The sequence below is a fragment of the Dysgonomonas sp. HDW5B genome, assembly GCF_011299335.1.
Taxonomy (GTDB): domain Bacteria; phylum Bacteroidota; class Bacteroidia; order Bacteroidales; family Dysgonomonadaceae; genus Dysgonomonas_A.
Genome location: NZ_CP049858.1, coordinates 2,782,835 through 2,809,801, shown reverse-complemented (window position 1 = coordinate 2,809,801; position 26,967 = coordinate 2,782,835). Strand labels below are relative to the sequence as shown.

At 37.6% G+C, this 26,967-nt stretch carries 21 protein-coding genes, 1 pseudogene and 1 riboswitch; of the genes and pseudogenes, 12 read left to right on the top strand and 10 right to left on the bottom strand.

Translation table 11 applies throughout. From position 1 onward, the window contains the following. The first annotated feature begins 10 nt into the window (after positions 1-10). The 4 genes from G7051_RS11530 (at position 11) to G7051_RS11515 (ending at position 8,457) form a co-directional block, all read left to right on the top strand. Positions 11-1,756 carry a RagB/SusD family nutrient uptake outer membrane protein gene (locus G7051_RS11530; protein ID WP_166200435.1) on the top strand — a complete coding sequence of 582 codons (1,746 nt, stop codon included), beginning with the start codon at positions 11-13 and terminating at the stop codon, positions 1,754-1,756. A 243-nt stretch (positions 1,757-1,999) separates the two neighbouring features. Beyond that, the gene (locus G7051_RS11525; RefSeq protein ID WP_166115396.1) at positions 2,000-3,562 is read left to right on the top strand and encodes a sulfatase; all 1,563 of its coding nucleotides are present in this window, start codon (positions 2,000-2,002) and stop codon (positions 3,560-3,562) included. Positions 3,563-3,678: 116 nt separating this feature from the next. Beyond that, a complete protein-coding gene (locus G7051_RS11520; protein ID WP_166200433.1) occupies positions 3,679-5,607 on the top strand; it encodes a heparinase II/III family protein in 1,929 nt (642 codons plus the stop codon). Positions 5,608-5,631: 24 nt separating this feature from the next. Next, the gene (locus tag G7051_RS11515; RefSeq protein ID WP_166200431.1) at positions 5,632-8,457 is read left to right on the top strand and encodes a glycoside hydrolase family 3 C-terminal domain-containing protein; all 2,826 of its coding nucleotides are present in this window, start codon (positions 5,632-5,634) and stop codon (positions 8,455-8,457) included. A gap of 40 nt (positions 8,458-8,497) precedes the next feature. Here G7051_RS11515 and G7051_RS11510 read toward each other — a convergent pair whose 3' ends face one another. The 6 genes from G7051_RS11510 to metN all read right to left on the bottom strand — a co-directional run bounded on the left by G7051_RS11510 (position 8,498) and on the right by metN (position 16,908). Further along, positions 8,498-8,986, bottom strand: a complete 489-nt coding sequence (locus G7051_RS11510) for a hypothetical protein (protein WP_166200429.1) — start codon at positions 8,984-8,986, stop codon at positions 8,498-8,500. Between the two features lie 188 nt (positions 8,987-9,174). Beyond that, positions 9,175-9,948 (bottom strand): hypothetical protein, encoded by a 774-nt coding sequence (locus tag G7051_RS11505; RefSeq protein ID WP_166200427.1) that lies wholly within the window; start codon positions 9,946-9,948, stop codon positions 9,175-9,177. A gap of 180 nt (positions 9,949-10,128) precedes the next feature. Then, a complete protein-coding gene (locus G7051_RS11500) occupies positions 10,129-14,160 on the bottom strand; it encodes a two-component regulator propeller domain-containing protein (RefSeq protein WP_166200425.1) in 4,032 nt (1,343 codons plus the stop codon). Between the two features lie 225 nt (positions 14,161-14,385). Next, positions 14,386-15,198, bottom strand: a complete 813-nt coding sequence (gene metQ, locus G7051_RS11495) for a methionine ABC transporter substrate-binding lipoprotein MetQ (protein WP_166115377.1) — start codon at positions 15,196-15,198, stop codon at positions 14,386-14,388. Between the two features lie 32 nt (positions 15,199-15,230). Further along, positions 15,231-15,872: a methionine ABC transporter permease MetI gene (metI, locus tag G7051_RS11490; protein ID WP_255493203.1), complete on the bottom strand. Its 642-nt coding sequence runs from the start codon at positions 15,870-15,872 to the stop codon at positions 15,231-15,233. A 4-nt stretch (positions 15,873-15,876) separates the two neighbouring features. Next, positions 15,877-16,908, bottom strand: coding sequence for a methionine ABC transporter ATP-binding protein MetN (gene metN / locus G7051_RS11485; protein WP_166200423.1), 1,032 nt, complete (start codon positions 16,906-16,908; stop codon positions 15,877-15,879). A gap of 150 nt (positions 16,909-17,058) precedes the next feature. On the opposite strand from metN, the gene pheS reads away from it, so the two are divergent. Together pheS and G7051_RS11475 are read left to right on the top strand one after the other, a co-directional pair. Beyond that, a complete protein-coding gene (pheS, locus tag G7051_RS11480) occupies positions 17,059-18,078 on the top strand; it encodes a phenylalanine--tRNA ligase subunit alpha (RefSeq protein WP_166200421.1) in 1,020 nt (339 codons plus the stop codon). Positions 18,079-18,090: 12 nt separating this feature from the next. After that, a complete protein-coding gene (locus tag G7051_RS11475) occupies positions 18,091-18,747 on the top strand; it encodes a nitroreductase (protein ID WP_255493202.1) in 657 nt (218 codons plus the stop codon). 81 nt (positions 18,748-18,828) lie between these two features. Here G7051_RS11475 and G7051_RS11470 read toward each other — a convergent pair whose 3' ends face one another. Beyond that, positions 18,829-19,044 (bottom strand): DUF1653 domain-containing protein, encoded by a 216-nt coding sequence (locus G7051_RS11470; RefSeq protein WP_166200419.1) that lies wholly within the window; start codon positions 19,042-19,044, stop codon positions 18,829-18,831. A 94-nt stretch (positions 19,045-19,138) separates the two neighbouring features. On the opposite strand from G7051_RS11470, the gene G7051_RS11465 reads away from it, so the two are divergent. Together G7051_RS11465 and fabD are read left to right on the top strand one after the other, a co-directional pair. After that, positions 19,139-19,732, top strand: coding sequence for a hypothetical protein (locus tag G7051_RS11465; protein ID WP_166115361.1), 594 nt, complete (start codon positions 19,139-19,141; stop codon positions 19,730-19,732). A gap of 107 nt (positions 19,733-19,839) precedes the next feature. Beyond that, complete coding sequence (gene fabD / locus G7051_RS11460; RefSeq protein WP_166200417.1) at positions 19,840-20,721, top strand: ACP S-malonyltransferase; 882 nt, start codon at positions 19,840-19,842, stop codon at positions 20,719-20,721. 101 nt (positions 20,722-20,822) lie between these two features. Here fabD and G7051_RS11455 read toward each other — a convergent pair whose 3' ends face one another. Further along, positions 20,823-21,419, bottom strand: a complete 597-nt coding sequence (locus G7051_RS11455; RefSeq protein ID WP_166200415.1) for an acetate uptake transporter — start codon at positions 21,417-21,419, stop codon at positions 20,823-20,825. Positions 21,420-21,722: 303 nt separating this feature from the next. Further along, positions 21,723-21,925: riboswitch (cobalamin riboswitch) on the top strand. Between the two features lie 317 nt (positions 21,926-22,242). On the opposite strand from G7051_RS11455, the gene G7051_RS11450 reads away from it, so the two are divergent. Both G7051_RS11450 and G7051_RS11445 read left to right on the top strand, forming a co-directional pair. After that, on the top strand, positions 22,243-22,464 hold the full coding sequence (locus G7051_RS11450) for a cysteine-rich CWC family protein (protein WP_166115345.1): 222 nt from the start codon (positions 22,243-22,245) through the stop codon (positions 22,462-22,464). Positions 22,465-22,752: 288 nt separating this feature from the next. Beyond that, a complete protein-coding gene (locus G7051_RS11445; protein WP_166200413.1) occupies positions 22,753-23,733 on the top strand; it encodes a hypothetical protein in 981 nt (326 codons plus the stop codon). 107 nt (positions 23,734-23,840) lie between these two features. Here the strand turns inward: G7051_RS11445 and G7051_RS11440 are convergent, their stop codons facing one another. After that, positions 23,841-24,434: an NAD(P)H-dependent oxidoreductase gene (locus G7051_RS11440; protein ID WP_166200411.1), complete on the bottom strand. Its 594-nt coding sequence runs from the start codon at positions 24,432-24,434 to the stop codon at positions 23,841-23,843. A 112-nt stretch (positions 24,435-24,546) separates the two neighbouring features. Here G7051_RS11440 and G7051_RS11435 point away from each other — a divergent pair, with 112 nt between their 5' ends. Then, on the top strand, positions 24,547-25,443 hold the full coding sequence (locus tag G7051_RS11435; RefSeq protein WP_185154985.1) for a LysR family transcriptional regulator: 897 nt from the start codon (positions 24,547-24,549) through the stop codon (positions 25,441-25,443). A 62-nt stretch (positions 25,444-25,505) separates the two neighbouring features. Beyond that, positions 25,506-25,991 (top strand): GNAT family N-acetyltransferase, encoded by a 486-nt coding sequence (locus tag G7051_RS11430; RefSeq protein WP_166200409.1) that lies wholly within the window; start codon positions 25,506-25,508, stop codon positions 25,989-25,991. Between the two features lie 17 nt (positions 25,992-26,008). Here G7051_RS11430 and G7051_RS11425 read toward each other — a convergent pair. After that, a pseudogene (locus G7051_RS11425) lies at positions 26,009-26,941 on the bottom strand (glycoside hydrolase family 43 protein); the annotation flags it as partial. Between the last annotated feature and the right edge of the window lie 26 nt (positions 26,942-26,967).

Genomic DNA, 26,967 nt, shown 5'->3' with positions numbered 1-26,967 from the left:
AAAAACGAATATGAATAAGTATAAAATATTTATAACAGCATGTATTGCAATTGTAACATTCAGCGGATGTTATGATTTAGACAGATATCCCTACGATCAGGTGGGTGAAAGCACATTCTGGAAGAATGAGACCCAAATAAACCAAGGTATGATGGGGGTATATGCAGCATTAAGAGAAGATAACGCATTTGGGTTAAAATTTGCGATCGACAATATCTCTGATATGGGTATCGGTTATGATAACCAAGGCTATGGACCGGTTTTGTTAGGAACCTATACAGGTCGTACAGAACTAATCAAGAAATCGTGGAAGTCGCTATACGACGGTGTAATGCGTTCCAATCTGGCTATTCGGAAAATATCTGAAAACACAACAATTAGCGCCGAAGCTAAAAATAAGTATATAGCAGAGGCTAAGTTTTTACGTGCTGTGTTTTATTTCCAGCTATATAATCTGTATGGAGGGGTTCCTTTATATGATGAAACTATAAATCAGTCGACAGATTACAATACTTTGCTGAAACCTCGTAATACGGACAAAGAAACTGTTGATTTCATCATAAAAGACCTGACCGAAGTAATAACGAGTGACGCTATGCCTGTTAAATGGCCAACTGCAAATACAGGACGTGCTACATTAGGAGCCGTTTATGCCTTACGCGGAAAGGTTTACTTATACACCAAAGAGTATCAAAAAGCTTCTCAGGACTTTGAAGAAGTAATGAATGATCCTAGAGGAAAAGGTTATGGATACAAACTGTATAACAGCTATGCAGATTTGTTTAAACCCGGAGGAGATGAGTCGAGCGAGATGATCTTTGCCATACAAAATGCAGGTGGTGTAGGTATGGATTATGGTATGCCAATGACTTTCTACATGGGAACTCGCAGTACATTTGGTAGCTGCTGGAATAATGTAATGCCATCGGTAAAACTTGTTGACGAATATGAATTGAAGGATGGTAAGAAATTTAACTGGGACGAATATATACCCGGATTTAGTACAGGAACAGCAGTCAAAGACGAAACTTTTGTAAGTACTTTAAGTAAAGACGGAAAGGTTGTTGAAACTTATGCTAAGAATAAAAATATTCTGCTATCAATGTACCAAGACAGAGATCCCCGTATGGCTGTTACCATTCTTTTACCATATACCAAATATAACGGTTGGGTGAGCAATGCTGCAAAAGAATGCGAATTTGTGGTAGCTCGTAATGTGGCTCCTAACGAGTCGAATGGCTTTATTCGGATAAACGGTGCATACACTGAAAGTTATGTATTCAGGAAGTTTGTTGCCGAAGGTAACATGAGCGGAGCTATAAACAATAGAGCACATACCCCTATTAACTTCCCACTGATCCGCTTGGCGGATGTCTATTTAATGTATGCAGAATGTCAAAACGAATTAGGTAAACAAACAATTGCCGTAGAATATATAAATAAAGTACGTCAACGCCCATCAGTCAATATGCCTGCTATCAACAGTGGACCCGCATGGTTAAAAGCATCAAACAAAGATGAAGTATTTGACAGAATTCAACACGAAAGAGCAATAGAACTGGCAGCCGAAGGACATCGCTGGGACGATCTTCGCCGTTGGAAGTTAGCCAAAACTCTTATTCCCGGAAATGTTTATGGCTTTACCGGAAAGAGATTATTGACCAAAGAGTTTACCGACAGAGATATGTTATGGCCTATACCCGGAGAGGAAATGGATATAAATCCGAATCTGGTTAATAACCCCGGATGGGACTAAAAAGATAAGATTTACAAAATATCTGAATACTTGAAAAACACATTTTATTTATTTCCATAAACTATATGGGCACATCTTTCAGCCCATATAGTTTATTTAAATCACCCAGATTTTATTTTCCTGACATATCATAAAACAGCAATATTTAATTGCCGTAAAAAACTATTGTAAACAAACAAAAGCATCCCAAGATAAACCCTTAGAGAATATCCGGTTATTGCTTTTTTAATTAACAGAACAATTATGAAGAGAAAAAATATTAATATCGTTTTAGGAGGATTAAGTTTACTCTCTTTAATCAGTTGTAAGTCTGAAAAGGTTAGTACCGAACCTACACGCCCCAACGTCATCTATATATTTCCCGACCAGATGCGCAATCACGCTATGGAATTCTGGAGCAAGCAGGGATATAATGACAAAGTAAATTTCACGGGTGATCCGGTACATACACCCAATCTAAATCAATTTGCAGACGAATCACTTGTATTATCATCTGCCATCAGCAATTGCCCGCTCAGCAGTCCTCACAGGGGAATGTTCCTCACAGGAATGTATCCCGAAAACAGCGGAGTAACACTCAATTGCAACTCAAACCGACCCATCAGCAGTCTCAAAACAGAGACCAACAACATAAGCGATGTTTTCAGCATGGCCGGATACGACTGTGCATACATCGGTAAACTTCATGCAGACTACCCTACCCCTAATGACCCTGCCAATCCGGGGCATTATGTAGAAGATAAACAACCGGCATGGGATGCTTATACCCCACCCGAAAGACGACACGGATTCAACTATTGGTATTCGTACGGAACTTTCGATGTGCACAAACACCCTCATTACTGGGATACTCAAGGCAAAAGACACGACATAAATCAGTGGTCGCCCATACATGAGGCAGATATGGCTATTGCTTATTTGCAAAATAAAGATGGAGTACGCGATCCCAAGAAACCATTCTTTATGGTGATAAGTATGAATCCGCCACACAGTCCTTACGGATCGTTAGAGGATTGTATGGAAGAGGATTACAACCTGTATAAAGATAAACCGATTGATGAGCTTCTGATTCGTCCGAATGTAGACTTGAAAATGAAAAAGACCCGATCAGCACCCTACTATTTTGCTTCGGTAACAGGTGTCGATAGAGAGTTTGGACGTATACTTCAAGCACTCAAAGATCAGGGTCTGGATAAGAATACCATCGTAGTATTCACATCAGATCACGGAGAAACCATGTGCAGTCAAGGAATCGAGGATCCTAAAAATTCGCCATACAACGAAGCCGTTAATGTACCTTTCCTGATTCGATATCCGGAGAAAATAAAACCTCGGGTAGACAATTTACTGTTGTCATCGCCCGACATAATGCCCACTCTTTTGGGATTATGCGGACTGGGAAATCAAATACCCTCAACGGTAGAAGGCTTGAATCATTCGAATATATTTTTCGGAAAATCGGAAAACAATTACCGCCCCAAAGGAGCCTTATACATAAAAAATGCAGATGGAGATAAAAACGAGGAGGGTAAAGTTATTTCCTATTTTCCTGTATCCAGAGGAATTATTACCGATCAGTATACACTTACATTCACCATCGACAAAAAGAATAAAACTCTGAAAGAAACCTTGCTATTTGATAATGTGAACGACCCTTATCAGTTGAAGAATTTATCTCCGGAAAAGAATAAAGACATTGTAGACCAACTTACCTATGAAATGGCGAGATTATTGAAGCAAGCAAACGACCCGTGGTTTAAAGAAGAAATTCTACAAGACAGAATTCCTTACAGTAAAGCCAAATAACAGTTAAGCAATCAGGAACAACACGATTAAGATCATCAGAATCTTGCAGAAAGTAAATAAAGGAAATATTTAATTCTACAACCAACCAATAGATCGAAAACCTTAAATCGAATACTATGAAAAACAATAAACACCTTATCGTCATCCTTTTGCTGTTCCTGACAGTAAATATGTTTGCTTATACCGAGAAAAATCTGCTTGTAAAAAAGACCGACATCGAAAACCTGAAATCTATGCTGATTATGAATCAGCAATGGGTTCCCTATCCACAATACAACGACAGAAAAGGTTGGGATAATTTATTGGGAGATTCAAAAGCCGACGTGATAAAAGAAGGTGAAAAGTATCTCAATTATCAATGGCAGGTGGTAAAAGCGACCGATTACTTGGAATATGAAAGATCGGGTAACCGCGAAATCATGCAAAGCCCCTACAATAAGAATAATCAGGCTATAGTTGCCTTACTTATGGCAGAACTGGCAGAAGGAAAAGGTCGATTTACGGATCAACTTATCAATGGTGTTTTTCAGTCGTGCGAAATGACATCATGGGTATTATCAGCCCATCTTACAGCACAACACTCCAAAAGAGTCCTACCCGATTATACGGAACAGGTTATTGATTTAGGGTCGGGCAACCTCAGTTCGGCATTAGCCTGGACGTATTATTTCTTTAATAACGAATTTGATAAGGTAGACCCGGCTATTTCGAAACGTTTGTATTACGAATTGAAAAAACGCACACTCGATCCATATATGAATGAAGATCGTTTCTGGTGGATGGCATTCAACCTGAAACCGGGAGGCATGGTAAACAACTGGAATCCGTGGTGCAACTTCAATGTATTGCAATGCTTTATGCTTCTCGAAAACGATAAGGATAAACTGGCTAAAGCGGTATACCGCACCATGCAATCGGTCGATAAATTTATCAACTATACCCACTCCGACGGAGGGTGCGAAGAAGGACCTTCGTATTGGGGACATGCTGCCGGAAAAATGTACGATTATCTGCAACTGCTTAGCAATGTAACCAACGGGCAAGTTTCGATATTCGACGAACCTATCATCCGCAATATGGGCGAGTATATTTCGAGATCGTACGTAGGTGACGGATGGGTTGTCAACTTTGCAGATGCTTCGGCAAAAGGCGGAGGAAATGCACAATTAATTTACAGATACGGAAAAGCTGTAAACAGTACCGAAATGATGCAATTTGCAGCTTATCTCGAAAAGCAGGAACCTTCGACCTTCAAAGCGGATATCGATATTTTCAGAGCCTTACAAACCCTGCTCTACAGAAATGAACTGAATGACCAAAAACCAATACATAATACACCTGATTATACCTGGTATCCTGAAACAGAATTTTGCTATATAAAAGATAAGGCAGGATTATTTTTAGCAACTAAAGGAGGCTATAACAATGAAAGCCATAATCATAACGACATAGGTACATTCTCTCTTTACATGAATAATACACCCATAATTATAGATGCAGGTGTGGGCACGTATACAAGACAAACATTCAGCAACGAAAGGTACTCTATATGGACTATGCAAAGTAACTACCATAACCTCCCTGTTATTAATGAAGTACCTCAGGCATTCGGGTCACAATACAAGGCAACCAACGTTGTCTTTAATCCCAAGAGCAGTACTTTTTCGGCAGACATATCCAAAGCTTATCCCGAGACTGCACAAGTAAAACAGTGGATACGCTCTTACAGGCTGAAAAACGGAATACTCAATATTGAAGATTCTTTCGACTTGAAAGAAGCGATGCAAAACAATCAGGTTAACTTCCTGACATGGGGAGATATCAACATAGATACTCTTGGTGAAGTGTATATACATGTCAATGGACAGAAAGCTATTTTAGAATATGATAAAAAGGAATTTACTCCAAGTATCGAAACTATCACCTTAGACGATCCCCGCCTCTCAAATGTATGGGGCGATAAAATATACAGGGTATCTCTTCATGCTAATAACACAGCAAAAAAAGGAAAATACTCTTTTGTAATTAAGAAAAGTAACAAATAGGTCTTCGACCTTAAATTATAACTTATGAGATATTTATTAACGTATAGCTTATTAAGCCTTAGTCTATTTGCAGCAGCTCAGCAAGATCCTCGCATACCACCTGCAAAAGATTTAGTAACCTATCAGTTACCAAAAAACTCTATCTACCACAAAGGGTGGATAGACTTCAACAAAAACGGAAAGATGGATGTATATGAAGATCCGTCTGCAACAATAGAGGCACGTATCGAAGATCTTCTGAGCCAGATGAATGTGGATGAAAAAACCTGTCAAATGGTTACTCTGTACGGTTATAAACGGGTTTTAGCCGACGACCTGCCTACTGCCGATTGGAAAAACAAGCTTTGGAAAGACGGTATGGGAGCTATTGACGAACACCTCAACGGGTTTCAGCAATGGGGCTTACCTCCATCCGACAATCCGTTTGTATGGCCAGCCTCCCGTCATGCATGGGCATTGAATGAGGTACAACGATTTTTTATTGAAGAAACACGATTGGGCATTCCTACAGATTTCACTAATGAAGGTATCAGAGGTGTAGAAAGCTACATAGCCACCAACTTCCCTACTCAGTTAGGATTAGGACATACATGGAACAGGGATCTGGTTAATAAAGTGGGGTATATTACAGGACGTGAAGGTCGCTTACTTGGCTACACAAACATATATGCTCCCATATTGGATGTGGGACGCGATCAGCGTTGGGGACGTTACGAAGAGGTATATGGCGAAAGTCCTTATCTGGTAGCCGAACTGGGTATCGCCATGACAAAAGGTGTACAAAAAGATTATCAGGTAGCATCTACTGCCAAACATTATATTGCATACAGTAATAACAAAGGCGGACGTGAGGGTATGGCTCGTGTAGACCCTCAAATGTCGCCACGTGAAGTCGAAAACATACATGTATACCCTTGGAAACGAGTTATAAAAGAAGCAGGCTCGTTAGGTGTAATGAGCTCTTACAACGATTACGACGGTTTCCCGATACAAAGCAGCTACTATTGGCTGACAACGGTTCTGCGTAAAGAGATGGGATTTAAAGGATATGTAGTTTCGGATAGCGATGCCGTTGAGTACCTGCACTCTAAACACGGTACATCTGCCGATATGAAAGAATCGGTACGTCAATCGGTAGAAGCCGGTTTAAATGTGCGTTGTACATTCCGTTCACCCGATTCGTATGTATTGCCCCTTAGAGAATTAATTCATGAAGGAGGTATCAGTATGGAAACTATTGACGACCGTGTTCGTGATATTCTTCGGGTTAAATTCTTAGTGGGATTATTCGATGCTCCTTATCAAATGGATCTAAAGGCTGCCGATAAGGAAGTAAACAGCTTAGAAAATCAGCAGATAGCATTACAGGCATCACGCGAATCTCTTGTGTTACTTAAAAATGAAAATAATACGCTGCCCTTATCAAAAGACAAGGTAAAAACAATTAGTATTTGCGGACCTAATGCCAACGATGCTTCGTATGCCTTGACTCACTATGGGCCTTTAGCCGTAGAAGTTTCATCCGTATTGGATGGTATCACAGCCAAAGTAGGCAAAAACTCAGAAGTTCTTTATACTAAAGGATGTGATCTGGTAGATGCTAACTGGCCTGAGTCGGAAATTCTACCGAGTCCGCTAACTTCTGACGAACAAGCTGAAATAGACAAAGCGGTTGCCAATGCTTTGAAAAGTGATGTTGCGATAGTAGTATTAGGTGGCAACAACAGGACTTGCGGAGAAAACAAATCACGCTCAAGCCTCGATTTACCGGGACGACAACTCAATCTGTTACAAGCTGTACAAGCTACAGGAAAGCCTGTTATTTTGATAATGATAAACGGACGCCCCAATTCGATCAACTGGGCGGATAAATATGTTCCTGCCATTTTAGAAGCTTGGTATCCAGGTTCGCAAGGTGGGACAGCCATTGCCGATGTGCTTTTCGGCGATTATAATCCGGGAGGTAAATTGACTGTGACATTTCCTAAAACAGTAGGACAAATACCTTTCAACTTTCCCGCAAAACCAGCTTCTCAAGTTGATGGAGGCAAAACGGTAGGAATGCAAGGCAACATGAGCAGAGTCAATGGAGCTTTATATCCCTTCGGATATGGATTAAGTTATACCACATTCAAATACTCGGATTTATCCATCTCACCTGCTGTAGCTACCCCTAAACAAGAAGTTACTGTTCGCTGTAAAATAACCAATACAGGCAGTAGAGACGGAGATGAGGTGGTACAATTATATACACGTGACATTCTTAGCTCGGTGACTACATACGAGAAAAACCTTCGGGGTTTTGAGCGTGTACATCTAAAAGCAGGAGAGACTAAAGAAGTGGCCTTCACATTATATCCTCGTGATTTCGAGCTGCTAAACTTAGATAACAATTGGGTCATAGAGCCGGGAGATTTCCGCATTATGATCGGGGCTTCGTCCGAGGACATCCGTCTGAAAGATATTCTTACAATAGCTGCTTATGGGGAACAAACGGTTCAAAAGAAGATAGCCGGAGTAAACGAGTCTGTTGCAATGGTATTGGATAACAACAATAATACCGAGTGGAATGGTGTAAGCGGCGACTATCTGACTTTTGTGATGGAGGAAAATGCACAACCCGATAAAATGAGTATTTACTGGAAAGCAATAGAACACCCTGCGGCATTCGAAATTCAATTATCAAGCGGTGGAGGTCAATTCCTTACAGTATACAAAGGAGAGATAAAAGAAGCTGAAAAATTATCGACTTATTCTTTTCCTAAAACCATTGCCAGCGATGTCCGCATTGCTATTACTTCGGGAAAAGCATCTATTGCTGAGGTTAAATTAGATAATATAAAACGCTGATGTACGATAAAAAAAAGAGGCTATTTGATAGCCTCTTTTTTTATTTATTTACATTATAATAAGCAATTATAGCATCAAATAGTTCATTCATACGCAAGCCCATTTTCTTAGTGTCTTGCTTAGTAATATAAAACTGATACATTCCATTTACATGACCTGCCAAAGAGATCCTTATGGCGGGTTTGTTCATATTATCGGTCGAATGTATAATATTTGCTATTTCTTTCCATGTAATGAAACCCGCTTTACGACATGTTTTATTCATATTCAGCAAAATGCCCTGCTCGTCTATACACAGCAGTAGTTTCTCGGGAATCAATAAAAGATAAATATACTTTAATAAATAGATCGCAGCTACGACAGCACCCGGAAAAAAGAATAATAAAGGTATGACTATCAGAGCTTCGGGATTTCTGGTATTGTTAGCATAATCAATAATATATAAACTGACCGGAACCAAAATCATAAGAACAAGAACCGATATCCAAAGAGAGAGAAGGATCTTCTTTTTGCTGTAATAAAATTCCATATTAGTAATGCAGTGTATTTGATTAAATTCAGATTCAAAGCTAAATCATTTAATTGTAATTACGATACCCTGAATATATAATTTTATGCCGTATTTATAAGTACCCTCTTTAAAGTACTGTATATATGCTAAATGAGATTGCCCTCCAGAAAGAACAACCCCATCGAGCATATATTTATTATATTAAGTTAAAAGCTAGTGGTACTCATCACAAGTAATCCGCCCACAGCTTTAGTTATCTTAGGCTTTATCATCTGGCTATATGCATCTGTAAAATCTATTATTAGAAAAACCGGAGGTGCTGTAGATGTTCTGACAGTTAAATCTGTACCAAATGAGTAAACAAATTCCTTATCATTATAATAAAGTTTGAGAACTCTTTTTCCCGAAACTTCATTACCATCCCATTTGAATGTGCCATTCACTTTTTCTGTCAACTTTTTAGTATCGGGATAATATATTAAGTTTCCTGTATAATCTGAGGTGTACATCAGTTTATAGCCACTTCCCACAGGGACTAATTTACCATCTATTTCTGCTTTTATTTTATCAATAGCTGCCTGATCTCCGGTTGTAGGGTTAAGTGCTTCGACTAATGTTTCGTGCTTAGTGACCAATAGAGATAACGTTTGAGTAATAACTTCGACATTTAATGTTGCCGATCGGTTTTCACTGTCGGTTACCGTTATGGAGGTTGTTCCTTCTTTAATCCCTTTAATGTTTATTACCGAATGTTCATTTATAGATGCTGTTGCAAGAGCTTCGTTATTAGATTTAACCGTGAATGTACCATTTACATTACGTACTTCTACAAATGCTTCGCCAATAGAAGTGACAGATATTGTGTTCACTTTCTCCGAACTGGCATAAAACTGAATGCTGGTATCCTCATCATCGCTACAAGACATAAATCCGACAAAGCAAAAGGACATAATAAAATAATAAAGGAATTTGTTTTTCATAATTAATAATGTTGGTTATTAAGATCTTGAACTTATTTACGACTTTGGTTAATTAATATACATTATAAGAGACTGTGCTATTTAAATAATGTTGCATAGACTCACTAAAAAATGAATTACAAATATAGGGATACCTTCACAAAAATGAATTTCAGCAAACTAATGCAAGTGTATTTTTCATCAATTATCGGCCTCTTTTTTACGGTATTCATTGGGCGACATATTGAATTGAAGCTTAAAACAACGACTGAAATAGCGTGCTGAGCTGAAACCAAATTCATCGGCGACATCATTTATTTGCAGATTGCTATTGTGACGCAGCATAAATGCTGCTTTCTTCAATTTATAGTTCAAAATAAACTCATTGGGCCCGATTCCAGTAAGAGTTTTAAACTTGGCAAACAATGAGCTGCGTCCCATAGCCATCTCACGTGCTAAGGTATTTATATCAAATTCCTGATTACTTAAATTAACATCTATGATTGCTTCTACTTTTTTCAGAAAAGCCTGATCCAGCTCATTATTTGCCAAAAGTTGAATATCAATCGAATCTTGTTTTCGGAAAGTTTCCTGCTGACGTAATCTATTTTGTATTAAATTATTGCATCGGGTCAGTAATATTTTGGCATTAAATGGTTTAACAACATAATCGTCTGCTCCTTTTTGCAAGCCTTCCAGATTCTGCTCATCCGATGTCTGAGCCGTCAGTAAAACTACGGGGATATGGCTTGTATTTATATTATTTTTGATTCGCAGACATAATTCTGTTCCATCCATTTCGGGCATCATAATATCACTCAATATAATATCGGGCATATTATCAGTTGCTTTTTGCAACCCGTCCTTTCCATCATATGCAAGCATTACATTATAGAAGGGTGCAAAAATAGACTCCAACAGTTCCGATAATTCTTCGTTATCTTCCACTATCAGAATAGTATAGGGTCTAACCTCGGAAATGGTATCGATTCCTTCACTTTCGAGCTGATCATTTTCGGTAATTCCTACTAAGGGCATTGTATCTTCTTTAACTGCTTCGTATCCATCCCTGATTATCTTAATATTACTATCATTCTCAAAATGGGTTGCCCCTTTTAGAAAAGTAACTATAAATATACTTCCATAATCGGGCTTACTTTCAACCGAAATCTTTCCGTGATGAAACTCTACAATCTCTTTACAAATGGCAAGTCCCATTCCTGTTGTCATATACGGGTCTTCTGCCTTAATACTATTGCTTGCCTGATAGAACTGATCGAATATTTTGTTTATATCTGCCTTTTCAATCCCCACTCCATTGTCGATAACTTTTACGGTTATTTCATCTTTCGACTCCAGTATTATTAATTCTATACTTCCCTTTTTGGGGGTATAGCTAAAGGCATTGGATAACAGATTGTAAAATACTTTTTGTAATTGCTCCGGATCAAACCAACAGTACAAACTAGGTACTGATGATTCGAAGCAATATTTAATCTCTTTGGCTTGTGCTTTCTCTTTAAAGGAGGAATAGATATCTTTCAGAAAAGGAATTAGATCTGCATGATAAACATGCAATTGTGTTTTCACGTCTCCCATTTTCTGAAAATCAAGAATTTCATTCACAAGATTACGCATTCGATGAGAATTCCTATATATTTTCTGTATTTTATCTGATACCGATTTTGACAATCCATTGCCTTGCATCAGCAACTCGATCTGAGTTATAATAAGCGTAAGAGGTGTACGGAACTCATGGCTTATTTTGGTAAAGAACGAAAGCTTCGATTTATTTAAAGAAGTTATATATTCTTTTTCTTTCCGTTCATATTGAAGCGAAGCTTCCAGTCTTATTTGCCTTTGCCTGAAATAAATAAATGCATATAACAACGATACAAAAATCAGCATATATACAATCCATGCAAATGGTGTCGCATAAAAAGGAGCATGTACAACAATGTCCAATTGTATTTCGTCCGATTTGTTATCGGTGGGATTATAAATATTTTGCGTTCTCACTCTCAGAGTATACTTTCCGGGATTCAGATGAGTATAAACCAAAGATGTCTTATTGGTAGAGATCCAATCATCATCGAGTCCTTCGAGTTTGTATTCATACCAACGGGGATTATATGAATTGGCATAATCATTATTCGCAAAAGTGACTGCCAAATTGTTCTGGTTATGATCTAAAGATATTTTGGGTGTATATGCTAATATATCATCCAAAATATGAGAGTTATCATCGGGCAAGACTTCATTGTTATTGACAAAGAGATTCGAAAAGTACAGATTATAAGGAGGGTCGGGCGAGTACAAATCTTCTTCGAAAAAAGAGATAAGCCCTTCGGTTGTACTGACAAATATTTCACCATTTTTACAAACCAGTATTCCATTGCCCCTGTTAAATGAGGAGATAGGCAATAAGCGACTGATGCTTATCGACTTCAGTAGTCCTTTATCAGGGTCTAAGATAGAAATTCCTTTATCTCCGATTACAATTAAATGCGCGAGCTTAGATTCGGCTACATTATAACAATAATTACTCAACAATTGTCCATTTTCGGCTGTGTAAGAAGCAAACGTGCCTGTTTGCTTGTCTAATTTGAGTAGACCAAGTCCTAAAGTAGTCACATATATATCCCCTTTTTTCGATTCAAAAAGATTCAGAGATCGTGCTGTAGTAAACTTATCTTCAAAGTAATATTCTTTTATACCTTCTGATGGATCATTGAGATTCAACCGGGCTATATAATTCATGAAAGTAGATATCCACAAGTATCCTTTCGAATCGACAATAAAACTTACTCCTCCGTATTTTGAATATAAATCGAGCGCAAATAAGGGTGTTATTTTAGCTGTTTTAATATCCATCTTAAATAACCCGTAGGTATCCAGAAAATAAAGGTCGCCTTTATAAAATACAGTCTGCAAAAGGATAGAGTGAAAAAGTCCATCTAAGCTCGGTTCATTCAGATAATTCTTAAACCTTTGGGTCGAAATATCGTAACTGCTTATACCTCCGGTATGGGTACCCATGTACAGCTTATTATAAATAGAATCGTAACAGATACTTTTCAGATTATTATGATTAGGACCATAATCGCCATGATCGGCTATATAATATTTGAATCGGTTTGTTTTCCGATCCAGCATATTCAATCCCCCTCCTTCGGTACATATCCAGATATTGCGATCGCGATCTTCGACCATATTACCTCCAAAGGGATAGTTCAGGCAATTGTCCCGAAGGGGATCCACCGCATAATATGTAAAGATATCTTTCTTGGGATTAAAGAAATTAACGCCTCCATAGTACGTTCCTATCCAAAATGAACCCTGCCGATCTATTAACAGCGAAAACACGGAAGTATGGGAAAGACTACCCGACAGATAATTATTTGTGTAAATGCTGAATACTTTCGTTTTAGGATTGTACTTATTTAAGCCGGCAAAAGTGCCTATCCAGATGTTCCCCGCAGCATCTTCGACAAAGGTTCTGACCTGATTACTGCTAATAGTATTATGTGATCCGGCATCATGGAGAAACTCGGTTATTTCTCCTTTTGCATCTATTTTAAACATGCCCTGCATGCGTGTTCCTATCCATAGCTCATTCTTCGAGCTCTCAAAAACTTCCCATATTTCTTTATCCGCTATTATATTCACAAGGGTATTATCGGCAGACAGTTTGTATAAGCCCGAGATAGTTCCTATCCAATATTGTTGCTGATGGTCTTTGAAAATCTTAGTTATTTTATTTCCTAAAGCGGGAGCTGACTTAAATTGAAAATTATTAGCCTTCTCATCCCAAGTGTATATGGTATCTTTTGAGGCAATAAAAATGGTTCCGTCAATGGATGAAAGTGCTGAAACTTCAAGTCCGTCAAACCTCGAAAACTCATGCTGCTTGAGGTCATACTTCATCAGTCCGTTGTCATTGGTCATGAAGAATATATCACCATCCTTATTTTCCGTAATATTGGTTATTTTCTCGCCTTGAATATTGAGTCGGGGCAAAGTATTATTTCCTTTATAACTGACTACCTCCTGCCCATTGTAGATGCTTAAGCCTTCCATTGTACCGAACCAAATCCGCCCCAGTTTGTCCTGATGAATACTCAGAACCGACAGTTGCGACAAACCGTCTTTTACTCCTATATGCTTAAAATATATAGAGTGCAAAAACATGCAGGAAAAAGCAAATAATAGAGAAAGTATTAGTTTTTTCATAACACTAGATAAAAAGTCCGGATACGAAGATTAAGGTCTTATACATTTTACAGCCTCAGTGTAAAAGCTTTATCTGAAAGACGATAAAGCCGTACTCATACTAAACATTGGCTGAGACTTACACTCAAAGATAAGATTTTGTTTAGAATTTAGAGCGTTTTTGTCAAATTTCAGTTCTGTTTATTTATTTTGTTATGATAAAAGATAAAAATATTTAGTCATTGATTACCAACCTTTAATAGCTCCGCCTTTGAATTCACGTCTGGCTGTTTCTGCAACTTCATCCGATTGAAAAGCCTTTACAAATCGTTTTACCCTATCATCATCCTTATTGTCTTCACGTGACACAATCACGTTAACATATGGGGAATCTTTCTCTTCTACAAAAATACCGTCTTCCAATGTCAGCCCAACACCCGCTGCAAAAGTATTATTTATGATAGCTATTGTTACTTTATCATCATCCAGAACACGAGGCAGTTGAGGAGCTTCCAACTCCACGATTTTCAGGTTTCGAGGATTTTCAGTAATATCGGTTACTTTGGGAATAAAGCCGACATTGTCACGAAGTTTTATAAGTCCTTGTTTTTGCATCAGCAGAAGGGCACGACCACCGTTAGTCAGATCATTAGGTATGACTATCGTACTGCCGTCTTTTAGCTCGGCTAATGTTTTTATTTTCTTCGAATAACCGGCTAAAGGATATACAAAGGCATTGCCTACAACCGCCAGTTTATAGCCTCGCTCTTGCATTTGATTTTCGAGATAAGGCACATGCTGAAATACGTTGGCATCAATATCGCCTTGATCGAGCAATGTATTGGGCACAACATAATCGGTAAGTGTAACCAGATCAACATCGAGATTATAGCGTTCTTTTGCTACTTTCTGAGCTGTTTTGGCTACAATATATTCGGGTCCAAGCACCACTGCTACACGAATATAATTAGGGTCGTTTTTTCGTCTGCGTCCACAAGAGTTCAGCAAAATAACGGATGCAATACATATAACGAATATCTGAACTATTTTCAATCTCATCTTAAAATCTTATGTTATTCGAGAGTAAAATTTTATCTGTGATCTACTTTCTTTGAAATAAAGTTGCCTAAGGTCTGAATAATAAATACCAATACCACCAAAAGTACTAATACTACATTCATCACGGTAGTGTCATAGCCTACGTAACCATATTGATATCCTACCTGTCCCAAACCTCCTGCACCTACAGCTCCACCCATGGCTGAATATCCTACAAGAGTAATCAAAGTGATAGATGCACAATTGATAAGCGAAGGCATAGCTTCGGGCAACAATACTTTTCGGATGATCTGAAAGGGAGTAGCTCCCATGGCTCGTGATGCTTCGACCAGTCCCGAAGGTACTTCGAGCAAACTATTCTCCACCATACGGGCTATAAACGGAGCTGCACCTATACTTAACGGTACCAATGCTGCTTCTACTCCGATAGATGTACCTACAATCAAGCGGGTAAAGGGTATCATCCAGACAATAAGGATAATAAATGGTATTGCTCTAAATATATTTACAAAGAATGCCAATGTTTTATTCACAGTTTTATTGTCTCTGATTTGTCCTTTGCTGGTTATAAAAAGCGAGACACCGATAGGCAGTCCCAATACAAAACCGAAGAAACCCGAAACAAATGTCATCACGATGGTTTCCCAAGTTCCTTTTATTAATATTTCTATCATCGAATCAGACATAACCTAGTACCTCCACTTTTATATTTTTACTTTTCAAAAATTCTATCGCCCGGTTCTCGTTTTCGGCGGAACTTATAAATTCGACAAGCATAACTCCAAATTTCATTCCTCCCACGTAATCCATGCGGGCATTAATTATATTACTGTCGATATCGAATAAGCGTGCCACCTCCGAAAGTACGGGTGCATCTACCGACTGCCCTGTTATTTCGAGCTGCAACAAAGGATGCTTACCTGCTTGTGGCAGAGCAACCAGATTTTCCTGATAATCGGCAGGTATCTCCATATGCAAAGACGATGCGATAAACTGCTTGGTTAAAGCTTGCTTGGGATGCGAAAAAATATCGGCAACCGTTCCCTGCTCTATCAATTGTCCGTCACTGATAACGGCAACTTCATCACAGATTTCTTTTACCACATCCATTTCATGTGTGATCAAAAGAATGGTTATATCCAGACGTTTATTGATTTCCTTCAGCAGCGATAATATCGAACGTGTTGTTGCTGGGTCTAGAGCACTGGTTGCCTCATCACACAGCAAAACTTTAGGATTACTTGCCAAAGTTCGGGCAATGGCTACACGCTGTTTCTGACCTCCTGACAGTTTAGACGGGTAATCGTTTGCTTTCTCCTCTAACCCTACCAATGCCAGTAATTCTTTTACACGTGTTATTATTTCGGCTTTAGGAGTTTTATCCAATTCGAGAGGAAATGCTATATTATCGAATACTGTTCGTGACGACAATAGATTGAAATGCTGAAATATCATCCCAATATTTCTTCGTGCTTTTGCCAACTGCGATTCCGACATGCGGGTAAGGTTTTGCCCGTCAACGTATATCTCTCCCGAAGTGGGTCGTTCCAACAAGTTGACACATCGGATAAGCGTACTTTTTCCAGCTCCCGACTCACCTATTACTCCTACAATCTTGCCTTTGGGAACAAATAAAGATACTTCGGAAAGTGCAGTTGTGGTTCGGTCTTTTTGCTTGAATACTTTTGTTATATCTTTTAGCTCTATCATTTGGCTAACCTTTTTTTCGATCTTTTTGAAAAGCAAAGTAACAAAAAATAATTAAAGTCACAGGGCTTTATTGAATGACTGTTTCTCTATTTAAAAAAGAAAAGTGTATTTTTGTGATTAAATATCGTATAAAGACTAAGTTTTAATCTGATGATTGATAAAATAAACAAACTACTATCTGAAATAGAAGAGATAAAGGCTGCCAATACACAACAGCTGGAAGATTTGCGTATCAAATTTTTAAGTAAAAAAGGTGCGATTTCTGTCCTTATGGACGATTTTAGAAACGTAGCAGCAGAAGAGAAAAAAGTATTAGGAGCAAAACTGAATGAGCTTAAAACCAAGGCTCAGGATAGAATCAACGAATTGAAAGAGAATCTGGAAAATTCCAGTTCTACGGACGAAACGATAGACCTTACCCGTACAGCTTACCCGATACAATTGGGTAGCCGCCATCCTCTTTCGTTGGTAAAAAAAGAAATCTGCGATATATTTAAACGCTTAGGCTTCTCAATTGCCGAGGGTCCCGAGATTGAAGACGACTGGCATGTGTTTTCGTCTTTAAACTTTGCTGACGATCATCCTGCACGCGATATGCAAGATACATTCTTCATTGCACGCAGTCCCGAAGTAGTATTGCGCACGCATACTTCATCGGTACAAACCCGTGTGATGGAAAAACAAGAACCTCCTATCCGTATTATTTGTCCGGGACGTGTATACCGTAACGAGGCTATTTCGTACCGTGCACACTGTTTCTTCCATCAGGTAGAAGCTCTTTATATCGATAAAAATGTATCGTTTACCGACCTGAAACAGGTATTGCTTTTCTTCGCAAAAGAAATGTTTGGTACAGATACTAAAATACGTCTTCGCCCTTCGTATTTCCCATTTACCGAGCCTAGTGCCGAAATGGATATTTCATGTAATATCTGTGGCGGAAAAGGTTGTTCTTTCTGTAAACACACAGGATGGGTCGAAATATTGGGTTGCGGAATGGTCGATCCTAATGTTCTTGAGAATTGCGGAATAGACAGTAAAGTATACACTGGATATGCCTTAGGTATGGGTATCGAACGTATTACCAACTTAAAATACAGAGTGAAAGACTTACGTATGTTCTCTGAAAACGATGTTCGTTTCTTAAAACAATTCGAAAACGCCCAGTAAAAACAATAGAATATGAAAAAGCTATTGCTATTATTCGTTGGATCTTTATTTTTTATTTCTTGTCAGGAAATTAAAAAAGAAACTATGACAACAACTGCACCACCGGAACATAAGAACGAAGTTGTAGAAGCGATCAAAAACCGCAGAAGCATTCGTTCTTACAAACCCGAACAAATAGATCAGGCTCAGCTAGATACTATTATTGACTGTGGAATTAATGCTCCCAGTGCTTTAAACAAGCAAACATGGGAAGTGCGTGTAGTTCAAAATGCTGATCTATTGAAACGAATCAATGACAGTTTTGTTGAAAAAGCCAAAGGCAAAGAATTGAAAGGCAGTGCTGCACGTTCTCAGGAGCCGGGATTCAGCGTATTCCACGGTGCCCCTACACTTATTATTGTAGGAAGAGAAAAGAATAATCCAACCAGTTTTGTTGATTGCGGCCTGTTAGCTCAAAACATATTACTTAGTGCCGAATCGATGAATATCGGAACATGTACAATTGGCAATATGGCTAGTATTCTGAACGATCCTGATGCGAAAGAATTTCTGAAAGAAATTAATATGCCCGATACTCACGAAGTGGCTTTTGGTATTGCCATCGGATATAAAAACGAAAGTCCCGAAGCTAAAACAAGGGATACAAGTAAAGTGCAATATGTAAAGTGAGAAAAAACAATCACCTCAATAGAAACAGTCTCTCAGAAATGGGAGGCTGTTTTTTTCATTGAATTATAGTTGTAAACTACTTTAAAGTTCTTCTTTAAATCGGGCGACCTCTACTCCTTCGACTATTACTTTACCGAAGAACATAGATGCAGGTCTTACCCAAATGCCATACTCACCGTATAACGCCTGATAAACAACCATATCCTCTAAAGTTTCACTGTCTTTAGCCAGGCTTATAAATTTATAACGGTTTCCTTTGAAATGTACAAAGAAACGTTCCTTTGATTTTGAATCCATAGATTTGATAATTAAGCTGCAAATATAAAAGAGTTTTTCCTAGCACCGGACCTTTTTATTACATTTGCAATATAATCTCAACAGAATAAACAAGATGAAGAATATTATCCTACTCATATTAGCGATATCCACTTTTATGATATGCAGCAGTAGTAAGCCGATAAAAACAAAACCCAATGAAACGATAGTATTCGGACGATTTATTTTAGATAACGATTCGGAAATCGATCATGAAAAGATCGAGTTAAATTTTCTGAGGAGCCCCAGAGGCACAGCTAAAGTAAAAGTTGGAAAAGACGGTTTTTTCTGCCTCAAAATGCAAACAGGAAACAGTCTTACTGATTTTATCCAATATAAAGACGGTGGCACTTTCCGCAAAATACTCACCAATAGTTGTCTTACACTATCTTTAACAGAAGCAGATAAAGCATATTATGTAGGAGATATTTTCATGAAGTGGACTCCTACCGATAGAGATAAAATAAAGAAAGGGTTCTCTCTGGGTATAGGTATGGGCAATAACAGCATGGCCGGTTCGTTTGCCATACCTATAGGAGAAAGTTATACTCCGGGCGAAGATTGTCCCGAAATAACAATAAGAGACATGCAGGAAACTATCGATCAGTTTCACGCCACATATCCTGACGACAATAGAGAAGTTATTATACAGTTTATGGATCTCGATTAATAACAGAGACTTACACCAATAACTTTCTTCACTAAATTATAGAAGATGTATATTCTTATCTTTTTTATTAAATTTGCCAATCAATATTAAACAATATTATAATCAATATGAAAGCATTTGTATTTCCGGGTCAAGGTGCACAATTCGTAGGAATGGGTAAAGACTTGTATGAAACATCTCCTGTAGCTAAAGATTTATTCGAAAAAGCGAATGAGATTCTTGGATTTCGCATAACAGATTTAATGTTCAGTGGTACTGACGAAGACTTGCGTCAAACTAAAGTAACCCAACCAGCTATATTTTTACACTCGGTAATTCTTGCTAAAACTTTAGGTGACGAATTTAAACCTGATATGGTTGCCGGTCACTCTTTAGGAGAATTTTCGGCACTTGTTGCAGCCAACGCTCTGTCTTTTGAAGACGGTTTGAAACTTGTTTACAAACGTGCATTAGCTATGCAGAAAGCTTGTGAATTGAATCCTTCGACAATGGCTGCCGTACTTGGTTTACCCGATGAAAAAGTAGAAGAAATATGTGCTTCTATTACCGATGAGGTGGTAGTGCCTGCAAATTATAACTGCCCGGGACAAATTGTAATATCGGGTACAAATGCAGGTATCGATAAAGCTTGCGAATTATTAAAAGAGGCTGGTGCTAAACGTGCTCTAAAACTTAGTGTTGGTGGTGCATTCCACTCTCCATTAATGAATCCGGCTAAAGAAGAGTTAGAGAAAGCAATTAACGAAACTGAATTTTCGGCTCCTATTTGCCCTGTATATCAAAATGTAACAACAGTTGCCGAAACAGAACCTGCGACAATCAAGAAAAACCTGATTGCTCAATTGACTGCTCCTGTAAAATGGACTCAATCGGCTGAACATATGATTGCTGACGGTGCTACTGAATTTGTAGAACTAGGACCGGGATCAGTTCTTCAAGGTCTTGTTAAAAAGATCAATAAAGAAATTGCTACCAGCGGAAAACAATAAGATCAAAATCGCAGATTTTTTATTACTCTGCACGGTACTAAATAATAAAATAAGGCATCCCGAAAGAGATGCCTTATTTTATTTCAACTGAAATGAACTTTTTATTTTAATATTGGACTTCCTACAGGCACAATATTTTTACCGAAGAAGCTATTCAAATATTTTGCTGCTAATACGTAGAATGTAAGCAACGATATAGCCAACTCTGCATAAGCTGCTACTGCATGCCATACATGACCGCAACCAAACGAGTCTAAAGCCAGCCCTAAGAATAAGACTACAATTAGAAGTAAAAGAACAAACATCGCTTTCGACATTTTAAGTCCTGATATAGTAAAGACAATTGTCAATATCATATACCCGACAAAAACAAAACCCAATTGCTTTACATCTACAGCCTGTGCCAGTGTATCGCCAAAACAACCAAGCTTGATCAACCAGCTCATAGCCATACCAATCCAGAATAAGCCGTAGGCACTAAAGGCTGTCGCTCCAAATAAATTGTTATGCTTAAAATCAAATAAAGAAGCTATCAATTGTGCAATACCACCCAAAAATATAGCCCAAGGTAATACTAGAGAAAGACCTGAAGTCAATTCCATCTTTTGAGATGATGCTACAAGTGTTACAATCGCCAAACCAAACAATCCGAGTGTGGTAGGATCGGCAACTTCAATTTTCACGTTTTTTGTTTCCATTTATAATTTTTAATTGAAGGCGCAAAAATAGCAAATATAAAGTTACAGCAACACTCCAATCATAGAATCTATAAAGCACGCTTTCTTATCACGTTTACCTATGTTGCTTATTCTACAGATTACGTTCTCTCAAAAAAGTTGATTCCATAAGATTATGTTTGAATTTTATTCATAAAACTGAAAGATAAAGGAGACATCCAACAGAGCGATATACGACACATAATTTTCTTTTTGGAAAACATTTTTCAATATTGTTAATAACTAATTTTCCATTTCGAGCAACTTTCTCATTTTTTATTCACAACTTTGTTATTAATTATTGGTTTCATTGATCCGTTGTCTCGGATAAATGATGAAAAGGGAATCAGGTGTAAATCCTGAACAGACCCGCTGCTGTAAACTCTACACCGGTCTAAGAACAAATCTCAAACCACTGTTGAAAAACGGGAAGGATGTTCTAAAAGACAGAGTAAGTCAGAAGACCTGCCGATAAAATAATAGTTTTGTCTTTCGTGGATTAAAGACAATTCAGCACAAAGTAAAATTCAGTTTTGATTATTTAATTGGTATTTATATACATCATCTCACATTCAGGGATGTTTGTTATTTATATTCCGTTATCTACAAGTCTGTATTTATACTTACCCAACAATCAAAAAAAGCGAAAATATTTTACAGAAGCAAAGCTTCATAAATAAGAAGTAACAGAATGTATCTTAAGTTCACAGAACTATTTATTGCTTTGATAAACAGATATTATTCTGGAATAGATAATAAATAGGTCTATGACCTAAATTAAATAACAAACTAAAAAATTACAATTATGGAAAAAATATGTCCACGTTGTTCGACATCATTCAGATGCAGAGAAGACAGAGTTGAATTATGCAATTGCTCCAAAACCAATAAAGCGATAGGTTTACGCGATTATGTTAAAGATACATATGATGGATGCCTTTGTCCTACATGTCTTGAAGTAGCAAACAGCACATTTTATAATATTGGAATAAATCCTAAATTTCTAAATAAAAAAAAGACTGTTTGACTGTTTGAAAGAAACATTGCATTTTACCGAAATAACGAAAGGCACTCTTGTATAAGAGTGTCTTTTATTTTTCAAGAAAAGAGTATATATAAGAAGAATCCGCATAAATCTTCGGATTTATTAACAAACGAAATCTAAAATTAAAACTTCTATACCCTCTACAACATCATTTAATCCTTTTTAGGACAATGGGGCTCCTGCACTACAAAGAGGCTAAATGAAATTCTGTACTTTTATCAACCTTATACTGATCTACAGAATTCTCTGTTCAGCAATAGAAATATTTTTATGAAAAATCAACTAAACGATGAACTCGTTGCGGCTATCCGAAATAATGTATCAGACGATATCAATATAGCGAATCTCCTTATGGACATACTTTCGATGGGTAAAGAAGCAGTCTATCGTCGGCTGAGAGGAGACGTTCCTTTTACTCTTGAGGAAGCATTCCTGATATCTTCGAAGTTATCTATTTCACTAGATAATACTGTAAATATAAAAAATTCGAAACATGCATTCTACGATTTAGATTTAGACTTGAACCTGAACGAACAAAAGAACCCTCTGGACCACTACTGTGAAAAACTGGAACATTGTATTCGGCTATTTCAAAAAATGCATAAATCTGAGGATTCCAAAGCTCGACTGGCGATAAACAGTTTGCCTTATATGTTTTATCTTCCTTATCGGCATATTGCAAAATTTCGTTTATACAGGTGGATATATCAAATGCAGGCAACCCCTCATATGGGAACTTATAAGGACATGGTGGTTCCTCTAAAAGTTTCAGATACTGAAAAAAGGTTTGTAGCCGAGCACAGATACATTTCACACACAACTTTTATAATGGATCAGAATGTGTTTAAATCGTTCATTGGCGATGTCAATTATTTTTATAAACTAAATTTATTATCAGATATAGATGTCAAACTTATTAAGAATGAATTAATGGAGATGATATCTGAACTTGAATCTATAGCTGCAAAAGGCACGCAGAGAACGGGGACAAAGGTAAGTATCTATATATCGAATATAGACTTAGAGTCTTCCTACATACATTTCGAATACGGGGGTAGCGAAAATAGTTTCTTAAGGGTATTCTCCATCAACATTATAGACTCTCAGAACCCGACTATTTGTAGCATCCAAAAAGAATGGATAGACTCTCTTAAAAAGTATTCTACGTTAATTTCGGAGAGTGGAGAAATGCAACGTATCCGGTTTTTCAATCAACAACGCGATCTAGCCCTTAGCATGGGAAATATATAAGTAAGGAAAGTCGGGACTAAAATTAGTCCCGACCTTTTTTCAATCTACATATTGATATTCGAAAAGATATCCTTTAGCAAACAAAGGTTAGTTAGATAAATTCTTGTTTAAAGAGAAGGTGTTATTTTCTCCAAATGTTTGAGATATATTTCTTTTGAATGGTCTATCTGTGGATTTTTCATCACATCATAAAAATGAAAGCTCTCTATTCGAGATAATCCTATAAACTGATTCATTTGATGAAATCCAAACATGACCCCATCATCCACACTGTGTTGTCTGAAAAATTCGTCTTCAATTGTAAAAGCTTCTTCCGGAGCATTCCACGTTGTAGTCAACATATACTTTCTGCCATGCAAAGCCCCTCCTGTTCCATAATTACGTGTAGGGTTCGCCGAACGTCTACCATCAGACACATAGATTTTTTGATGACCTTCGGTAAATACACGGTCAATATATTCTTTAAAACCAAAGGGTATCTGAAACCACCAGATAGGTGTATGATAAATAATTACGTCTGCCCAAACAAACTTATCGACCTCTTCACTCAAATTATACTCATTATTTATATCGGTAAATTTAATTTCGTATTCGCCACTGTTCTTGAAATAATCGATAGTCCACTCCAATAATGTTTTATTGAGTAAACCTCCCGAATGTCCAAAGTCCTGACCTGCATTTATTACAAATATTTTTTTCATAACCTTAATATTGATCTTTTTTATAATTACGATACAAAAATAGAGAGGATTAATTAATAATCAAAATAATATAATTCATATATTTGTATCATAATTATAATATATAAAAATTATGGTAAATCTTGAATGGTTCAGAACATTCAAAGCAATATACGAGACAGGATCACTTACGGCTGCTGCAAACAAGCTATACATATCTCAGCCCGGAGTTAGTTTACATTTGACATCGTTGGAAGCTCATATCGGATACAAATTGTTTGATAGAGGAACCCGAAAAATGGTAGCAACCGAACACGGGAACATCCTTTACAACTCTATTGTAGAAGGAGTAGACAAATTGGAATCTGCTGAAAGACATTTCTACAGAAATGCCAATTCGGATAAAACAAGCATAAGTATCGGTATGTGCTTCGAGACATTTCAACACGTACTGGAGCCGTATATAAGCGAACTGCCTTTTGATTTGATCTCTAAGTTTGGTATGTACCCTCAAATGCTGGGTGATCTGGATAAAGGTTTACTAGACTTTGTTATCTCTCCGCAGAAAGACGATTCGCTGAATGTGCAATACACTCCTTTTTCGAAAGAAAAAGTTGTATTGGTTGCAGGTGCTAAAAGTGATATTTCGGAATTTAATAAGATCATAGAAAAAAGCGATATGAAAGGTGCTGAAAAATGGCTTAACAATCAAATATGGTTTGGTACAACGGGCGATATGGAACACCTGAGACTCTTCTGGATTGAGAATTTTAAGAAAAGACCCGATTTTAAGCCGAATTTTATTGTCCCAAATAAGAGTTCGATTCTCCGTTCTATAGCCAACCGAGAAGGCTTTGCTGTTGTACCCGATTTTCTGGCTAAAGAGCAATTTGCAAACAACAGTGTGAGACTGGTTTGGGAAGGAAAAATCCCGTTAGAGAACACCTTATATTTTGCCCAACGAAAGAAGACAATCTATGCTAAGGAATTAGAAACACTGCAAAAAATATTTATCAAAGAATTCGAGTAATACAAAAGTCCTTTTTATAACTTTAGAGAAAATTTATCGCCTTATATTAAATCGGTATTAATATGATACGCAATGTTCAACTATCGGATGCTAAGAGAATAGCAGAGATTTATAATCCATATATAAAAGATACTATAATCACTTTCGAAGAAGAGCTGGTGACCGAAAAAGACATTGCTGAACGGATCAAATATATCACTGCCAAAAACTTCCCTTACATTGTTTATGAAGAAAATGGCGATGTTGTTGGCTATGCCTACTTAAGCAACTGGCGGAAACGGTCGGCATATGACATTACTTTAGAGACCAGTGTCTATATAGACGAGAAAGCTCAGGCAAAAGGACTTGGCACAATCCTATATGCCGAATTAATCAACAAAGCCAGAGAAATAAACATCCATTCTTTGATAGGAGTTATTTCTCTACCCAATCCGATAAGCCAGAAACTACATGAGAAGTTTAATTTCGAATTGGTGGGCAACTTCAAAGAATCGGGGTTGAAATTCAATAAACTTATCGATGTTGAGTTTTGGCAATTGATTCTATAAAATAGTTATTTACTATTTTTCAGAAGGTTATCTAAGACAGCTTCCGAAACCTTGAAAGCTGTTCCATGTCGTGTTCCTTTGGGGAAAGAAACCAAGCCCGAAACATCTTCCCACGTTTTACCATCTTTCGAACGTATAGCTCCGTATTTTCCTTCCCTATATCTATCAAAATACACATAGATGTATTCACCCACCTGCAATGGGGCAGGTCCTTCGACCCAATTACCTGTTATGGGAGCAGATACTTCTGTCGGGAAATTATTTATATCCTTTGATACAGTCACTCTGATATTTTTTTCGACAGGTGTTTTATTCTCATTCTTCACAAAGAGAAAGTATTCTTTTCCTTTCTTTAGAATGGCTCCATCTATCACACTAAAATCAGGATTAAAGAAAAGCTTCGTTTCCGAGAACGTTTTAAAATCGGGAGTCGTCACATAATAAAGACGATGATCCAGACCGTCTTCCGATGGACCAACCTCACTAAAACGTCCATCGATAGTAGATGCCCAGAAGATGTAATAGAGCTTACTTGCTTCATCATAAAACAATTCGGGAGCCCAAGAGTTTCTAACTGTTGGTTCATGAGTCATCACAGGGATAGCCTTTTGCTCCGACCAACTAATCAGGTCTTTAGACGAAGCATACCCAATAATATTATCGTGCCAGCCCGTAGTCCAAACCATGCGAAAGGTTTTATCGGGAGCTTGTACTATACTTGGATCACGCATCAATTTATCTTTGCCAACAGCAGGAAGTAAATAACTTTTGCCGTCATTGAGCGGAGTCCATGTTAAACCATCCAAACTATAGGCCAAATGGAGACCTGTTTCCGACTTTCCGGTAAAATAAGAAAACAGATAAACATCTTTGGCTGTACTGCTTATAGTACTCGTTATTAGCAATACTGCCAATATAAAAACAATAAAAGGAATATTTTCTTTTTTCATTTCAGTAATATCTTGTTAACGACTTG

Coding starts and splice junctions, on each gene's coding strand:
- G7051_RS11455 (WP_166200415.1), bottom strand. CDS start 21,419: ATGGAAACAAAAAACGTGAAAATTGAAGTTGCCGATCCTACCACACTC.
- G7051_RS11450 (WP_166115345.1), top strand. CDS start 22,243: ATGGAAAAAATATGTCCACGTTGTTCGACATCATTCAGATGCAGAGAA.
- fabD (WP_166200417.1), top strand. CDS start 19,840: ATGAAAGCATTTGTATTTCCGGGTCAAGGTGCACAATTCGTAGGAATG.
- G7051_RS11510 (WP_166200429.1), bottom strand. CDS start 8,986: ATGGAATTTTATTACAGCAAAAAGAAGATCCTTCTCTCTCTTTGGATA.
- G7051_RS11465 (WP_166115361.1), top strand. CDS start 19,139: ATGAAGAATATTATCCTACTCATATTAGCGATATCCACTTTTATGATA.
- G7051_RS11505 (WP_166200427.1), bottom strand. CDS start 9,948: ATGAAAAACAAATTCCTTTATTATTTTATTATGTCCTTTTGCTTTGTC.
- G7051_RS11500 (WP_166200425.1), bottom strand. CDS start 14,160: ATGAAAAAACTAATACTTTCTCTATTATTTGCTTTTTCCTGCATGTTT.
- pheS (WP_166200421.1), top strand. CDS start 17,059: ATGATTGATAAAATAAACAAACTACTATCTGAAATAGAAGAGATAAAG.
- metN (WP_166200423.1), bottom strand. CDS start 16,908: ATGATAGAGCTAAAAGATATAACAAAAGTATTCAAGCAAAAAGACCGA.
- metI (WP_255493203.1), bottom strand. CDS start 15,872: ATGATAGAAATATTAATAAAAGGAACTTGGGAAACCATCGTGATGACA.
- G7051_RS11435 (WP_185154985.1), top strand. CDS start 24,547: ATGGTAAATCTTGAATGGTTCAGAACATTCAAAGCAATATACGAGACA.
- G7051_RS11470 (WP_166200419.1), bottom strand. CDS start 19,044: ATGGATTCAAAATCAAAGGAACGTTTCTTTGTACATTTCAAAGGAAAC.
- metQ (WP_166115377.1), bottom strand. CDS start 15,198: ATGAGATTGAAAATAGTTCAGATATTCGTTATATGTATTGCATCCGTT.
- G7051_RS11440 (WP_166200411.1), bottom strand. CDS start 24,434: ATGAAAAAAATATTTGTAATAAATGCAGGTCAGGACTTTGGACATTCG.
- G7051_RS11515 (WP_166200431.1), top strand. CDS start 5,632: ATGAGATATTTATTAACGTATAGCTTATTAAGCCTTAGTCTATTTGCA.
- G7051_RS11530 (WP_166200435.1), top strand. CDS start 11: ATGAATAAGTATAAAATATTTATAACAGCATGTATTGCAATTGTAACA.
- G7051_RS11445 (WP_166200413.1), top strand. CDS start 22,753: ATGAAAAATCAACTAAACGATGAACTCGTTGCGGCTATCCGAAATAAT.
- G7051_RS11525 (WP_166115396.1), top strand. CDS start 2,000: ATGAAGAGAAAAAATATTAATATCGTTTTAGGAGGATTAAGTTTACTC.
- G7051_RS11520 (WP_166200433.1), top strand. CDS start 3,679: ATGAAAAACAATAAACACCTTATCGTCATCCTTTTGCTGTTCCTGACA.
- G7051_RS11430 (WP_166200409.1), top strand. CDS start 25,506: ATGATACGCAATGTTCAACTATCGGATGCTAAGAGAATAGCAGAGATT.
- G7051_RS11475 (WP_255493202.1), top strand. CDS start 18,091: ATGAAAAAGCTATTGCTATTATTCGTTGGATCTTTATTTTTTATTTCT.